Source organism: Streptomyces sp. NPDC059787 (genome assembly GCF_042732315.1).
GTDB classification, from domain to species: domain Bacteria; phylum Actinomycetota; class Actinomycetes; order Streptomycetales; family Streptomycetaceae; genus Streptomyces; species Streptomyces atrovirens.
In genome coordinates this window covers 1-14572 of the sequence record NZ_JBHWHX010000083.1, presented here as the reverse complement: position 1 = coordinate 14572, position 14572 = coordinate 1, and the positions used below count along the sequence as shown (strand labels likewise).

Here is a 14572-nt window from a genome sequence, read left to right as displayed (position 1 = left end):
CCGGACGGAGACCGCAGGTCACGAGCGGGATACAGAAGTAACCGATGCGTCTTCGGACACCTCCTGGCGTGGCTGCTGTGCGAGGATCGGGCCGTGGATGAGCTGAGACCCGACGATCCGTCACGTATCGGCCCCTACCGGCTTCTCGCCCGTCTCGGCGCGGGCGGCATGGGTGAGGTCTATCTGGCCCGCTCGACCGGTGGCCGCACCGTCGCCGTGAAACTGGTCCGTTCCGAGCTGGCGTCGGAGCCCGAGTTCCGCAGGCGGTTCGCGCAGGAGATCGCGTCCGCGCGGCGCGTGGGCGGCGAGTGGACCGCGCCCGTGCTGGACGCGGACACCGACGCGGCCGCGCCGTGGGTCGCCACCGGGTACGTGCCGGGGCCCTCGCTGCACGAGGTGATCGCCGGGCGCCCGGAGCCGCTGCCCGAGCGGTCGGTGCGGATCCTCGCCAACCGGCTCGCCCGGGCGCTCACGGCCGTCCACGAGGCGGGCCTCGTCCACCGCGACCTCAAGCCGGCGAACATCCTGGTGACGATCGACGGGCCGCGCGTCATCGACTTCGGCATCGCCCGCGCGCTCGACGCGGTGACCGCCGACGGCAAGCTGACCCGCACCGGGGCGGTGATCGGCTCGCCCGGCTACATGTCCCCCGAGCAGGTCCGCGGCGAGCCGCTCACCGCGGCCAGCGACGTCTTCTCGCTCGGCTCGGTGCTGGCCTTCGCGGCGACCCGACGCCAGCCGTTCAGCTCGTCGGACAGCGGGATGCACGCGGTGATGTACCGGATCGCGCAGGAGGCGCCGGACCTGTCCGGCCTGCCCGAGGGGCTGTCGGACCTCGTACGCGACTGCCTGGCCAAGGATCCCGCCGCCCGGCCGACGCCCGCCGATCTGGTGGAGCGTACGGCCGCCGACGCGGCGAGCGCGGACACCGAGCCGTGGCTGCCGGCCGGGCTGATCGCGGAACTGGGCCGCAGGGCGGCCCGGTTGCTGGACTCGGAGGCACCGGGCACCCGGGCCGTCCCCGCGCCTCCGGCCGCACCGCCGACCGTGCCGCCGATGCCCGTCACCGGGCCGCCCGCGGCCACCCCGCCGCCGCCCGGGGCGCCGCCGGTACCGTCGGCGGCTCCGTCCCCGACACCGCCCTCCACTCCACCCTCGGCGCCGCCCGCGACCCCGCCGCTGCCGGCGAGCGCGCCGGCCACCCCGCAGCCCACGCCGGACCCGGTCCCGCCGCCCACCGCGGACCCGAGCCCGGCCGCCGCGGACCCGAGCCCGGCCGCCATGAGCCCGGCCCCGCCCGCCGCGGACCCCGCCCCGCCCGCCGCGGACCCGGCGCCGGCTCCCACTCCGGCTCGGACACCCGCGCCGACGCCGGTCGCGCCGCCGCTCGGTGTGTTCGGGGACCCCGTTCCGACACCGGCCCCCGCGCCCGCCCCGGCGGCCCGCAGGCGGACCCGGCTGGTCGTCGGCTCCGTCGCCCTGGTCGTCGCCCTGCTCGCCGGCGGCATCACGTACGCCGCCATGAACCTGGGCGGAGACAAGGACGACGGAAAGAACACCAGCGCTGGGAAGACGGGAGACTCCGAGCAGCCCGCCGACGACAGCACCGAAGACCCCGCGGGCGACCCCACGCAGGACGAGGAGGACACCTCCTCCCCGGGCCCGGCGCCCTCGGCCTCCATCGAGGGCGCGATCGCCGACGAGTACCTGGGCACCTGGCAGGGCCAGGGCAAGGACTCCGAGGGGAACGTGCGATCGCTCCGGCGCATCACGATCACCCAGGGCATAGAGGGCGAGGACGTCGCGACGACGTTCAACTCCTTCGAGGACGTGCTGTGCACCGGCGCCGGGAAGCTCGTCTCGTTCGGCAGCCTGATGGTGCTGGAGTCCCGCTCGGTCACCAGCATCCCCGAGTCCGGCTGCACCGACGGCGGCGAGCAGACCCTGCGCCTGGGCGACGACGGCTCGATCACCTGGACCAGCGGCGACGGCGGCGAGACCGCGATCCTCACGAGGACCGAACCGTCCGAGACCCCCATCCCGGACTCCTTCCTCGGCACCTGGAAGCGTGAGGGCTCCGACTCCGGCGAGAGCATGTCCCTCGTGCTGGAACAAGGGGCCTACGGTGAGGTGGTGGCCAGGTGGACCGGTGACGGGGCGGCGTACCACTGCGAGTGGGAGAGCGTCGTGGTGGACGCCAACAGCACGGGGGTGCGGCTCGGCCCGGCGGTCGTCACGGTCGCGGAACCGGAGGACCAGTGCGAGAACGGCAACACGGAGACGTTGCGGCTCAAGAGCGCCGACCAGCTGGCCGTGACCGTGCTCGGTGACGACCAGCCCCCGACGACCTACCGCCGCGCGGACTAGAAGAACTCCGACCACGGCTGGTCCCAGACCTGCTTCACGCACAGGACCAGGAACAGCAGGCCCGCGATCGCGAGCATGCCGTTGCTCAGCGGGCCGTTGCGCCACTCGCGGGGTGTGCGGGACGAGTTGAGGAGCCAGAGCAGGGTGAGGGCGAGGAACGGCATGAAGGCGGCGCCCAGGACGCCGTAGATGATGATCAGGCGGAAGGGCTCGTCCTGGAAGAGCAGGATCATGGGCGGGAAGGTGAGCCAGAGCAGGTAGGCGCGGAAGGCCCAGGAGCGTTCGCGGCGCCCGGAGGCCAGCTCGTCGCCCCGCGCCTCGCGCTCGCCCCGCTGCCGGGCCAGGAAGTCGGCGAACATCAGGCTCACGCCGTGCCAGACACCGATCAGGGAGGTGAAGGAGGTGGCGAAGAAGCCGATCAGGAAGAGCTTGCCGGTGGCCGTGCCGTACTCCTCCTCCAGGATGTCGCCGAGCTGCATCAGGCCCTTGTCGCCGCTCGCGATCGCGATGTTCGCCGAGTGCAGCAGCTCGGCGCCGACGAGGAGCATCGCGATGACGAAGATGCCGGTGGTGGCGTAGGCGACCCGGTTGTCCAGGCGCATCACCTTCATCCAGCCGGTGTTCGTCCAGCCCTTGGCGTTGACCCAGTAGCCGTACGCGGCCAGCGTGATGGTGCCGCCCACGCCGCCGATCAGACCGAGGGTGTTGAGGACCGAGTCCTTCTCGTCCGGGAGGACCGGGAGGAGGCCGGCGAAGGCGTCACCGAGGTGGGGGGTGACACGGATCGCCAGGTAGACGGTCACGACGAACATGACGCCCACCAGGACCGTCATGACCTTCTCGAACACGTCGTACTTGTTGAACCAGACGAAGACCAGGCCGACGAGGCCGCAGGCGATGCCCCACCATTCGAGGTCCATCACGTCCGGGAAGAGGGCCTGGAGCGGCAGGGCGCTGGACGACATCGCCGCCGCGCCGTAGACGAAGCCCCAGATCACGGCGTAGACCGCGAAGAACCAGGTCGTCCAGCGGCCGAGGCTCGCCCAGCCGTCGAAGAGGGTGCGGCCGGTGGACAGGTGCCAGCGTCCGCACGCCTCCGCGAGGGAGATCTTCACCAGGCAGCCGAGGATCGCCGCCCACAGCAGGGTGTAGCCGAAGTTGCTGCCCGCGATGAGGGTGGCGACGAGGTCGCCGGCACCGACACCGGTCGCGGCGACGACGATGCCGGGACCGATGTAGCGCCAACTGGACTTACGGGGAGCCGAGCCGGCCCCGGACCCGAGTGGTGCGCCGACGTCTCTGGTGTTGCCCGTGGTGTCCGCCATGGGGGTCAAGAAAGCCCATGGCGGCCGGTGGGACAAGAGGGCGTGCGCGGATCTTCACCCGATGCGCTTAGTCGGCGTCGGTTCCGTCGCCGTCACCGGCCTTCTCGTCGTCCTTCGTGCCGTCCGCCCGGTCGGCCTTCTCGTCGGCCTTCTCGTCGTCCGTCCGGTCGTCCGTCCGGTCGTCCGCCCGGTCGGCCTTCTCGTCGTCCGCCCGGTCGTCCGGCCTGCCGTCCTTCTCGGACTGCTTCTCGCCGTCCTCGAAGTACGTGTCCAGGACCGCGTCCAGCGCGGTGTCCCATTCCGCGAAGCTGCTGCGGGACGGGGCCTCGACCTCGATCGGGTACCAGCGGCGGTCAGGGGTGTGGACGGTGAGCGTGTAGCGCTTGCCGAAGCGGGCGGTCTCCGTCTCCACCGCGCCGATCTCGTCCCAGCGGAACTCGCACTCCTGGTCGTCCAGGCGCAGTCGTACGCCGCTGTGGTCGGCGACGACCCGGGCGCGACGGTCGGACGCCTCGAAGACGGGGCCGTCGGGGGCCGCCGGCTCCTCGGGGGCGGACTCCTCCTCCATCTCCGGTTCCGGCTCCGGAGTCGTGTCCTGCGGGACCGTGTCCTCCGGTTCCTCCGGCTTCGCCTTCGCGTCCTCCTCCCGGCCGGACGCGGGCGAGGTGAGCCCGGGGATGAATGCCGGGTCGAATCCGGCGCCTTCCAGGGGCTGGCTGCTCGAACCTATGCGCTGCTCCACACCGCAGGAGTATGGTCGACAAACCTGTGCCGGACACAGCCAGCCCCCAACTTCGTTATCAGACGCCTACATGGGCACCACGGCTCACACGACGAGACTGAGCGCGGCGGCGACCACGAACCCGGCCACCGACAGCACGCTCTCCAGCACCGTCCACGTCTTGAGCGTGTCCCGTTCGCTGATGCCGAAGTACTTGGCGACCATCCAGAAGCCGCCGTCGTTGACGTGCGAGGCGAAGATCGAGCCCGCCGAGATGGCCATGATGACCAGCGCGACGAACGCCTGCGAGTGGTCCCCCTCGGCCAGCAGCGGGGCCACGATGCCCGCCGTCGTCACGATCGCCACCGTCGCCGAACCCTGCGCGACCCGCAGCACCACGGAGATCAGGTAGGACAGGACGATCACCGGCAGGCCGACGTCGTTGAAGGTGTCCGAGAGGGCCTGGGCGACCCCGCTGGCCTTGAGGACGGCGCCGAAGACGCCGCCCGCGCCGACCACCAGCAGGATGTTGCCGACCGGCTTGAGGGAGGACGTGGAGACGGTCTCCAGGGACTTGCGGGACCAGCCGCGCCGGATGCCCAGCAGGTAGTACGCGAGGAAGAGGGCGAGGGTGAGGGCCACGAACGGGTGGCCGAAGAACTCGATCACCGAGCGGAGGGTGGACTCGTCCAGCGCGATCGAGGAGAAGGTCGCCGCGAGGATCAGGATCAGCGGTGTACCGATGATGCCGAGGACCGTGCCGAGCGGCACCGGCGCCTCCCGCGGTTCGACCCCGGAGGCACGCTGCTCGGCGGCGACGGCGTCCTTGGCCTCCTGGGCGGCCTCGACCATGTCCTGCGGTACGGCGACGAAGACGCGCTTGCCGATCCAGGCGGAGTAGGCCCAGGCGGCGGCGACGGCCGGCAGACCGCAGACGATGCCCATGAGGATGACCCAGCCGAGGTCGACGTGGAGCAGTCCGGCGGCGGCCACCGGGCCCGGGTGCGGGGGCAGGAAGGCGTGGGTGACCGAGAGGCCGGCGAGGAGGGGGAGGCAGTAGAGCAGGATGGACTTGCCGGAGCGTTTGGCGGCGGCGTACACGATCGGCGCGAGGACGAAGATGCCGACGTCGAAGAAGACCGGGATGCCGAAGATCAGACCGGTGAGGCCCATCGCGAGCGGGGCCCGCTTCTCGCCGAACAGGCCGAGCAGCCGGCCCGCCAGGACCTCCGCGCCACCGCTGACTTCGAGGATCGCGCCGAGCATGGTGCCCAGACCGATGATGATCGCGACATGGCCGAGGATGCCGCCCATCCCGGACTCGATGGTGGACACCGCGTCCGAACGCTGGACCGTGCCGAAGAGTTCGGTGACCGACAGACCCGCCATCAGGCCGACGGCTATGGAGACGGCGAGCAGCGCGACGAACGGCTGCAGCCGGACCTTGATGATCAGGAAGAGGAGCAGCGCGATACCGATGGCGGCGACGGTCAGCAGACCCGCCGTGCCGTCGAGGAGGAGGAGCAGGCCTCCGGTGTGCGGTGGTGTCTGAGCCGGTGCGGAGGCGGCGAACGGGAGGAGCGGATGGGACATTCGGGGGTCCTCTGGCTAAGTGCACGGTGCTTTCGGGCAGGGGGGATCGCGGCACGGCGTCCCAGGGGGTGCGGGACGCCGTGCCGTGACGTCGTACGGCAGTGAGGGGGGAGGGGAGGGCGCGGGTCAGCCGAGGACGGCGAGCGCGTCGATCTCGATGAGGAGGCCGGCCGGGAGACCGACGTAGACGGTCGTGCGGGCGGCGGGCGGCTGGGTGAGGCCCTGCTCCTCGAAGTAGGTGTTGTAGAGGTCGTTCATCTCCGCGAAGTGGTCCACGTCGGTGAGGTAGACGCGGATCATCATCACGTCGTCCCAGCTCGCGCCGCCCTCTTCGAGGATCGCCTTGACGTTGGCGAGGGTCTGGAGGGTCTGCTCGCGCAGGGTGGGACCGGCGGGCGTGGGCGGCTTGCCCTCCTCGGCGGGCAGGAACCCGACCTGGCCGGCGACCTGGAGGATGTTGCCCTTGCGGACTCCGTGGGAGAACTTCGCGGGCGGGGTGGTGTGGGTCGTGGGGGTGAGCGCGGTCTTCTCGGTCATGCGGGGGTGTCCTTCACTGGGGTTCTGCCGGAGTACTCGCCGCTGATCGCGTCCGCCGTACGGCGCACCAGCGGGAGCAGGGTGAGGAGTTCGTCGGCGGTGACGACGACGTTCGGCGCGGAGACCGACATCGCGGCGACCACCTTGCCGTCGGCGCCGCGGATCGGCGCGGCGACGCAGTTGATGGACTCCTCGTGGCCGCCGAGGTCGGTGGCCCAGCCCTGTTCGCGCACCTTGACCAGTTCCTGGAGGAACGCGGTGGCGTTGGGTGTCGAACGGGACGTGTACATGGGGTAGTCGAGCTTCTCCGCGAGGGGGCGGCGCTCGTGTTCGGGCAGGTCGGCGAGGAGGAGTTTGGCGACGGCCGCGACGGTGATGGCCACGGGTTTGCCGATCCGTGAGTACATGCGGACCGGGTAGCGGCTCTCGACCTTGTCGATGTAGAGGACCTCGTTCTCCTCGTACACGGCGAGGTGGACGGTGTGTCCGCACTTCTCGTTGAGGCGTACGAGGTGGGCGTGGGCGATCTCGCGGACGTCGAGGTTCTCCATCGCCTCCTGGGCGAGGGCGAAGAGGCGGGCGCCGAGGCGGTAGCGCTGGTCGGACTGGCGGTAGACCAGTCCGTGCTCGTGGAGGGTGCGGAGGAGGCGGAGGGCGGTGGATTTGTGCACGCCCAGGCGGTCGGCGACCTGGCCGAGGTCGGCGGGGCCTTCCGCGAGCAGGGGGAGGATGCTCAGGGCGCGGTCTACGGTCTGGCTCATGGGGTGCGTGCCTCCTTCTCGGCCCTTTCGTCTTCATCGGCTTGTGTCCAGCCGGGGCCGAGTCGCAGTTTCCCCCACGCGGTGTCGTCGAGGGCGACCAGGCGGTCGGCGAGGGGGCGGGGCGGGGGTGCGGCGAGGTCGCCGGGGGTGGTGAGGGTGGCCGCGGCCATGAGGTGGCCGTGTCTCAGGCGGTCGCGCAGCGGGAGGTTCCGGAGGGTCGCGGAGAGGAAGCCGGCGGCGAAGGCGTCGCCGGCGCCGGTGGTTGCGACTACGTCGACCCTGAGGGCGGGTTCGTAGGTGCCCTGTGCTGGTGCGGGGCGGGGGGTGGTCGCGCTGCCCGGCGCCTGTGGGGTGCCGTTGCGCCCACCCGTGCCGCCCTGGGGGTACCCCCTCTGGGGGAGGCACGACTGCCCGCGGAGAGCGGGGAGTGCGGCTGCCCCGCGTGCGCCCTGTTTGACCACCAGCAGTTCCGGTTCGGGGAGGGCTTCGCGGATGGCCGAGGGGCCGCCTGTGATGCCCCAGGCCTCTTCCGCCTCGTCCTCTCCCACGAAGACGAGGTCCGCGCCGCGTGCCAGGTCCAGGAGGATCTCCGGGCCGTGGGTGTCGCGCCACAGGGCCGGGCGGTAGTTCACGTCGAAGGAGATCAGGGGGCGGGTGGGGTGGGGGGCGGTCAGTTCCCGGATCAGGGTCAGGCAGTCGGCGGAGAGTGCCGGTGTGATGCCTGACAGGTGCAGGACGCGTCCCGCGCGTACCGCCTCCAGGTCGAGGTCCGCGGCCGTCATCGCGGAGGCCGCCGAGCCCGCCCGGTAGTACGCGACCTCGTGGGCGTCCGTGGCGCGGTCGCCGGCCGTGCGGAAGTAGACGCCGGTCGGGCGGGCCGGGTCGCGGCGGACGTGCGACACGTCGACGCCGTATCCGCCGATCGCCTCGACGAGGTGGTCGCCGAAGCCGTCGGCGCCCACCCTGCTGATCCACCGGGTGGTGTGGCCCGCCGCCGCGAGCACGCACGCCACGTTCGACTCCGCGCCGCCGATGCCCCGGTCGAAGGACGGCACGTCGGCGAGGCGGCCCGGCCGGGAGGGCAGGAACGTCACCATGGACTCGCCGAGCGCGACAACGTCCACGGCGTGACTCCTTCTCTTCTGCGGGTGAGGCGGTCTCCGTTGACCGCACGTGGCCGAGATGTTAGACAGCGGTAAGCGATATACGCAACGAGTGTTGCAAGTAATGCAACACTGCTGATCAGGGAGGTTCCGATGGTCCTCGACGCTCTCGCCCGCCTCACCGAGGAACGGGTCGACCACCGCTTCAAGGGCCTTCCGCCGGACGCCGAGGGGCTGACCGTCGGTGAGCTGGCCGCGCAGCGCCGCAACCTCTTCACCGGCGGCTTCACCACGCCCGTGCTCGCGCTCTCCGCCGAGCGCCTGGAGCACAACCTGAAGCTGATGGAGGCGTACGCCGCCCGGCACGGGCTCGCCTTCGCGCCGCACGGCAAGACCTCCATGGCCCCGCAGCTCTTCCAGCGGCAGATCGAGCACGGGGCGTGGGGCATCACGCTGGCCGTTCCGCATCAGGTGCGGGTGGCGCGGGCGTACGGGATCCGGCGGGTCTTCCTCGCCAATGAGCTGGTGGACGCGGCGGCCCTGCGATGGGTCGCGGCCCAGCTGGACGCCGATCCGGACTTCCGGTTCATCTGCTACGTCGACTCCGTGCGCGGGGTGGAGCTGATGGACGCGGCGCTCACCGCGGGCGGCGCCTCCCGCCCCGTGGACGTGGTCGTCGAGCTGGCCGCCGGTGAGGGCGCCCGCACCGGTGTGCGGACGGAGGCCGAGTGCGCCGCCGTCGCCGATGCCGTGGCCGGCGCGCGCGGACTGCGGCTGGTCGGGGTCGCCGGCTACGAGGGCGAGGTCCCGCGGGCGGACCCGGAGCGGGTGCGTGCCTGGCTGCGCCGGCTGGTGTCGCTCGCCGTGGACTTCGACAGGGCGGGGCGGTTCGCGGGGCTGGACGAGATCGTGGTGAGCGCGGGCGGCAGCGCCTGGTTCGACGCGGTGGCCGATGTCTTCGCCGAGCTCCCGGAGCTGTCCGTGCCCGTGCTGAAACTGCTGCGCTCGGGGGCGTACGTCTCGCACGACGACGGCCACTACCGCGAGCTGACCCCCTTCAACCGGGTCCCGGAGGAGGGCGCGCTGGAGCCGGCGTTCCGGCTGTGGACGCAGGTGGTGTCGCGGCCGTCCGACGGGCAGGCGTTCACCAACGCGGGCAAGCGGGACGCGGCCTACGACCTCGATCTGCCGTTCGCCCAGGTGGTCCGCCGGGACGGGAGCGAGCGCCCGGCCACCGGGATCTCGGTGACCGGGCTGTCCGACCAGCACGCGTGGCTGCGCACCACCGGGGACGCCGATCTGGAGGTGGGGGACTGGGTGGGGCTCGGGCTGTCCCATCCGTGCACGTCGTTCGACAAGTGGGTGCTCATCCCCGTGGCGGAGGCGGACGGCACGGTGGTCGACTACATCCGTACGTTCTTCTAGGAGGCCGGCACATGGAAGAGCTCGTCATCAGGGACGCGGACGTCGTCGACGGCTCCGGCGACCACTCGTACCGCGCGGACGTGGTCGTGGACGGCGGCCGCATCGTCTCCATCGTGAAGGAGGCGGCGGACGCGGGGTGTCAGCGTCCGAAGGCCCGCCGTGAACTGGACGCCGAGGGGCTGGTGCTGGCGCCCGGCTTCATCGACATGCACGCCCACAGCGATCTGGCGCTGCTGCGCGACCCCGACCACAGCGCCAAGGCGGCACAGGGCGTCACCCTCGAAGTCCTGGGCCAGGACGGGCTGTCGTACGCGCCGGTCGACGACCGGACGCTCGGCGAGGTGCGCCGGGCGATCGCCGGGTGGAACGGCCCGGGCGACGACATCGACTTCGACTGGCGGTCGGTCGGCGAGTATCTGGACCGGCTCGACCGGGGCATCGCGGTCAACGCCGCGTACCTGATCCCGCAGGGCACGGTCCGCGCGCTCGCCGTCGGCTGGGAGGACCGGGAGGCCACGCCCGGAGAGCTGGACCGGATGCGGCAGTTGGTCGCGGAGGGCATGGAGCAGGGCGCGGTCGGCATGTCGTCGGGGCTGACGTACACGCCGGGCATGTACGCCGAGGACGCCGAACTGACCGAACTGTGCCGGGTGGTGGCGTCGTACGGCGGCTACTACTGCCCGCACCACCGCTCGTACGGCGCCGGGGCACTGGAGGCGTACGAGGAGATGGTGGCGCTGACGCGGGAGGCGGACTGCCCGCTGCACCTCGCGCACGCCACGATGAACTTCGGCGTGAACAAGGGCCGGGCGCCCGAGCTGCTGTCCCTCCTGGACGACGCGCTCGACGCCGGCGCCGACATCACGCTCGACACCTACCCCTACACGCCGGGCTGCACGACCCTCGTGGCGCTGCTGCCGAGCTGGGCGAGCGAGGGCGGGCCCGAGGAGATCCTTCGACGGCTCGCGGACGACGGGACCGCCGAGCGGATCCGGCACCATCTGGAGGTCACCGGCTCGGACGGCTGCCACGGCGTGCCCGTGGAGTGGGAGACCATCGAGATCTCGGGCGTCGGCGACCCGGCGCTGGGCGAGTACGTGGGCCGTACGGTCCTGGAGTCGGCGCGGGTGCGCGGCGAGTCGCCGTGGGTGGTCGCGCGGGAGCTGCTGCTGAAGGACAGGCTGGCCCCGACGATCCTCCAGCACGTCGGCCACGAGGAGAACGTACGGGCGATCATGCGGCACCGGGTGCACACCGGCGGCTCGGACGGCATCCTCCAGGGCGCCAAGCCGCATCCGCGCGCGTACGGCACCTTCCCCCACTACCTCGGGCACTACGTGCGCGAGTTGGGGGTGCTGTCGCTGGAGGAGTGTGTCGCGCACCTGACCTCGCGCCCGGCCGCGCGGCTGCGGCTGGCGGACCGGGGGCTGGTCCGCGAGGGCTACAAGGCGGACCTGGTGCTCTTCGATCCGGGGACGGTGGCCGCGGGGTCGACCTTCGACGAGCCCCGGACGCTGCCGACGGGCATCCCGCACGTACTGGTCGACGGGCGGTTCGTGATCGAGGACGGGCGGCGCACGGACGTGCTCGCGGGGCGGGCGGTCCGCAGGTCCCCCCGCTGACCGCCCGCCCCTCACCGGCCCCTTACGGCTTGGGAACCGCGCAGCCGCTCGCGCTCAGGTCGAGCTTGTTGTCGACGCCGAAGCAGGCGGGGAAGAGGTGGGTCTGCTGGGCGTAGTTGATGCCCTGGCGGACCGTGACCTGCCCGTTCTCGTCGACCTCGCACGGGTTGTTGACCGTGCAGCGTTCGCCGTCCTCGTTGCCGGTGTTGTTGACGGCGACCACCTGGCCGGTGGCGCTGTCGACGACCGGTGAGCCGGAGGTGCCGCCGATGGTGTTACAGGCGGAGGTGTAACGGACCGAGTCCTTCCAGGTCCAGTCCCCCTCCTTCATGCGGTACGCGAACCCGTCGACGGAGCAGTTGTAGATCCGCTTCCAGTAGCCGGACACCACGCTGATGGACGTACCGGCCGCCGGGCGGGTGGCGCTCAGGGGCAGCGCGTCGATGCCGTACGCGCTCTTGATCCGCGCGTATGTCGTGTTCAGCCGGTAGATCGCGGCGTCCGTGTCGGTCATGGTCGCGTAGACGAGCCGGTCGGCGCGCAGGGTGGCGACCTTGGAGCCGGCGGAGTTCAGCAGCCCGAAGGTACGGCTGGACGCCCGGTCGACGAGGACCTGGCCGGGCGCGGGGAAGCCGCTCTCCAGGCAGTGGCCGTTGGTGAGCACGAGCGCCGGGTCGTCGTCCGCCGAGCCGGGCATGCGGACGACGGAGCCGGAGCAGTTGCTGAGCGAGACGGTGCCGGCGAAGTTCACCGCGCCGGCCTTCGGCGCGGTGAGTCCGGACAGGGCGTCCGCCGCGGCCCCGACCGTGTCGTTGACGAGATCCGTCAACGTGGTGGTCGGGGCCGCGTCCGTGGTCGTGTCCGCGCCCGTGGGGGAAGGCGCGGAAGCGACCGCGGGGGTCGCGCCCGCCCCGGCGAAGGCCAGGGCGCAGAGCGCGACGACGAGAGGTTTTCTCATGGGGGTCCCCTCTTGCGGCGTCGGGCGGCCGGAGAGCTCCCGGCCGCCCACATGATTGTCATGCGCATTGTCAGCATGCGGACGACGAGGGGGCAAGGCTCTGTTTCCGACCGGTGACCGGCCGCGGCAAGGCCCTCAGAATGGCCCGGAAGTGCGGAGAAAGCGGGGGTCACGGAGGGGAGGGTCGGTGCGAGGGTGATGGAGGCATGTGCCCCGCGGACATAACCACCCGAAACGACGCGTCTCACGTGGCGGAAAACACGGCCCGGAGGGCCATACCGGGCCGTAAGCTCCCAGCATGCAGGTGATCCAGTCGACCAAGCTCTCCAACGTCTGTTACGAGATCCGGGGCCCGGTGCTCGAGGAGGCGATGCGGCTGGAAGCGGCCGGTCACCGCATCCTCAAGCTGAACACCGGCAACCCGGCGGCGTTCGGCTTCGAGTGTCCGCCCGAGATCCTGGAGGACATCCTCCGCAACGTGTCGACGGCGCACGGCTACGGCGACGCGAAGGGCCTGCTGGCCGCGCGCCGGGCGGTGGTCATGCACAACCAGACCCTCGGCATCGAGACCGACGTCGAGCACGTCTTCATCGGCAACGGCGTCTCCGAGCTGATCGTGATGGCGATGCAGGGGCTGCTGGACGACGGCGACGAGGTGCTCGTCCCCGCGCCCGACTACCCGCTGTGGACGGCGGCCGTCTCCCTCTCCGGCGGTACGGCGGTGCACTACCGCTGCGACGAGCAGTCGGACTGGATGCCGGACCTCGCCGACGTGGAGCGCAAGGTCACCGACCGCACCAAGGCGATCGTGATCATCAACCCGAACAACCCGACCGGCGCGGTCTACGACGAGGCGGTCATCAAGGGCCTCACCGACATCGCCCGCCGCCACAACCTACTGGTCTGCTCGGACGAGATCTACGACAAGATCCTCTACGACGACGCGAAGCACATCCCGACCGCCTCCGTCGCCCCCGACCTGCTCACCCTCACCTTCAACGGCATGTCGAAGGCGTACCGGGTGGCCGGCTACCGGGTTGGCTGGATGTCGATCTCGGGGCCGCGCGCCCACGCCGACTCCTACATCGAGGGCCTGACGATCCTGGCGAACATGCGCCTGTGCGCGAACATGCCGGGCCAGCACGGTGTGGTCGCGGCGCTCAGCGGACGCCAGACGATCAACGAGCTGGTGCTGCCGGGCGGACGGCTGCGCGAGCAGCGGGACACGGCGTACGAGCTGCTGACCCAGATCCCGGGCGTGAGCTGTGTGAAGCCGAAGGGCGCGCTGTACCTGTTCCCCCGCCTCGACCCCGACGTCTTCAAGATCAAGGACGACCGGCGGATGGTCCTGGACCTGCTGCGCCGCGAGAAGATCATGGTCGTGCAGGGCACCGGCTTCAACTGGCCGGAGCCGGACCACTTCCGGGTGGTGACCCTGCCGTCGGTCACCGACCTGCGGGACGCGGTCGGGCGGATCGCCCGCTTCCTGGACGGTTACGGCCAGCCCTGAGGCCGCGCGCGAACGGCCTCTTCACGAACGGCCTTTCTATGAACGACTCAACTTTAGACTGAATCTAAGCTAGGATGGTTTCCTGTTGCACCACAGGAGGCCATCCATGTACGAACCGATCCGTGCCAAGTCGGTCCACAGCACGATGGCCGGCACCCCCCACGACTTCCCCCACCGGTCCCGTGAGGAAGAGCTGGACATCCAGCTCGCGGGACACCTCGCCGCACTGCTCGCCGTCACCGACGAGCTGCGCGTGGCGGCACCCTCGGCCGATCTGGACGCGGCGGCCGAGCGGCTCGCCGAACAGGTCACCCGCCTGCGGGGAGGACGTACGCCGGCCCGCGCGCCGGCGACCACGACGGGCCGCGAGCCGGACGCGGCGGCCCTGCACCGGCGGGCGCACGCGCTCGCCGGCCGCGCCCTGGTCGTCGCCGCCTCCCGCGCCGACACGGCGGCGGCGATCCTCGCCGCCGAACGGATGGACGCGCACACCGCGGCCCTGCAGCCGCGCGCCCTCGCGTCCTCCCGCTGAGCCCTCTTCCCGGGCTCCCCTCGAACGGCCCCGGTCCGCGTGCACCCGCAGCGACGCGCGGACCGGGCGCCACACATCCCCACCGCCGACGGGGCGCCCCGGGCAGCACGCCCGGAGC

At 71.6% G+C, this 14572-nt stretch carries 12 protein-coding genes; 5 read left to right on the top strand and 7 right to left on the bottom strand.

Annotated elements, in window-relative coordinates; all coding sequences use genetic code 11:
* Positions 1-93: 93 nt before the first annotated feature.
* Positions 94-2367: a serine/threonine-protein kinase gene (locus ACFV5H_RS36900; RefSeq protein ID WP_385199084.1), complete on the top strand. Its 2274-nt coding sequence runs from the start codon at positions 94-96 to the stop codon at positions 2365-2367.
* Here ACFV5H_RS36900 and ACFV5H_RS36895 read toward each other — a convergent pair.
* From ACFV5H_RS36895 to ACFV5H_RS36870, 6 genes are all read right to left on the bottom strand, one after another.
* Positions 2364-3692, bottom strand: a complete 1329-nt coding sequence (locus ACFV5H_RS36895) for an Nramp family divalent metal transporter (RefSeq protein ID WP_385058243.1) — start codon at positions 3690-3692, stop codon at positions 2364-2366. The two genes, ACFV5H_RS36900 and ACFV5H_RS36895, sit on opposite strands and share 4 nt — an antisense overlap.
* Before the next feature lie 67 nt (positions 3693-3759).
* A complete protein-coding gene (locus ACFV5H_RS36890; RefSeq protein WP_385199083.1) occupies positions 3760-4434 on the bottom strand; it encodes a hypothetical protein in 675 nt (224 codons plus the stop codon).
* A gap of 84 nt (positions 4435-4518) precedes the next feature.
* A complete protein-coding gene (locus ACFV5H_RS36885; RefSeq protein ID WP_385199082.1) occupies positions 4519-6006 on the bottom strand; it encodes a GntP family permease in 1488 nt (495 codons plus the stop codon).
* 126 nt (positions 6007-6132) lie between these two features.
* Positions 6133-6543: a RidA family protein gene (locus tag ACFV5H_RS36880; protein WP_073932203.1), complete on the bottom strand. Its 411-nt coding sequence runs from the start codon at positions 6541-6543 to the stop codon at positions 6133-6135.
* On the bottom strand, positions 6540-7304 hold the full coding sequence (locus ACFV5H_RS36875; protein ID WP_385058248.1) for an IclR family transcriptional regulator: 765 nt from the start codon (positions 7302-7304) through the stop codon (positions 6540-6542). The genes ACFV5H_RS36880 and ACFV5H_RS36875 overlap by 4 nt, the downstream gene beginning before the upstream one ends.
* A complete protein-coding gene (locus ACFV5H_RS36870; protein ID WP_385199086.1) occupies positions 7301-8401 on the bottom strand; it encodes a sugar kinase in 1101 nt (366 codons plus the stop codon). Before ACFV5H_RS36870 ends, ACFV5H_RS36875 begins: the two co-directional genes overlap by 4 nt.
* A gap of 159 nt (positions 8402-8560) precedes the next feature.
* Here ACFV5H_RS36870 and ACFV5H_RS36865 point away from each other — a divergent pair, with 159 nt between their 5' ends.
* Together ACFV5H_RS36865 and ACFV5H_RS36860 are read left to right on the top strand one after the other, a co-directional pair.
* Positions 8561-9832 carry an amino acid deaminase gene (locus ACFV5H_RS36865; protein ID WP_385199081.1) on the top strand — a complete coding sequence of 424 codons (1272 nt, stop codon included), beginning with the start codon at positions 8561-8563 and terminating at the stop codon, positions 9830-9832.
* A gap of 11 nt (positions 9833-9843) precedes the next feature.
* Positions 9844-11454 (top strand): amidohydrolase family protein, encoded by a 1611-nt coding sequence (locus ACFV5H_RS36860; RefSeq protein ID WP_385199079.1) that lies wholly within the window; start codon positions 9844-9846, stop codon positions 11452-11454.
* 22 nt (positions 11455-11476) lie between these two features.
* Here the strand turns inward: ACFV5H_RS36860 and ACFV5H_RS36855 are convergent, their stop codons facing one another.
* Positions 11477-12412, bottom strand: a complete 936-nt coding sequence (locus tag ACFV5H_RS36855; protein ID WP_385199078.1) for a serine protease — start codon at positions 12410-12412, stop codon at positions 11477-11479.
* A gap of 298 nt (positions 12413-12710) precedes the next feature.
* On the opposite strand from ACFV5H_RS36855, the gene ACFV5H_RS36850 reads away from it, so the two are divergent.
* Complete coding sequence (locus ACFV5H_RS36850) at positions 12711-13922, top strand: pyridoxal phosphate-dependent aminotransferase (RefSeq protein ID WP_385058255.1); 1212 nt, start codon at positions 12711-12713, stop codon at positions 13920-13922.
* A 106-nt stretch (positions 13923-14028) separates the two neighbouring features.
* Positions 14029-14454, top strand: coding sequence for a hypothetical protein (locus ACFV5H_RS36845; RefSeq protein WP_385058257.1), 426 nt, complete (start codon positions 14029-14031; stop codon positions 14452-14454).
* The last annotated feature ends 118 nt before the right edge of the window (positions 14455-14572 follow it).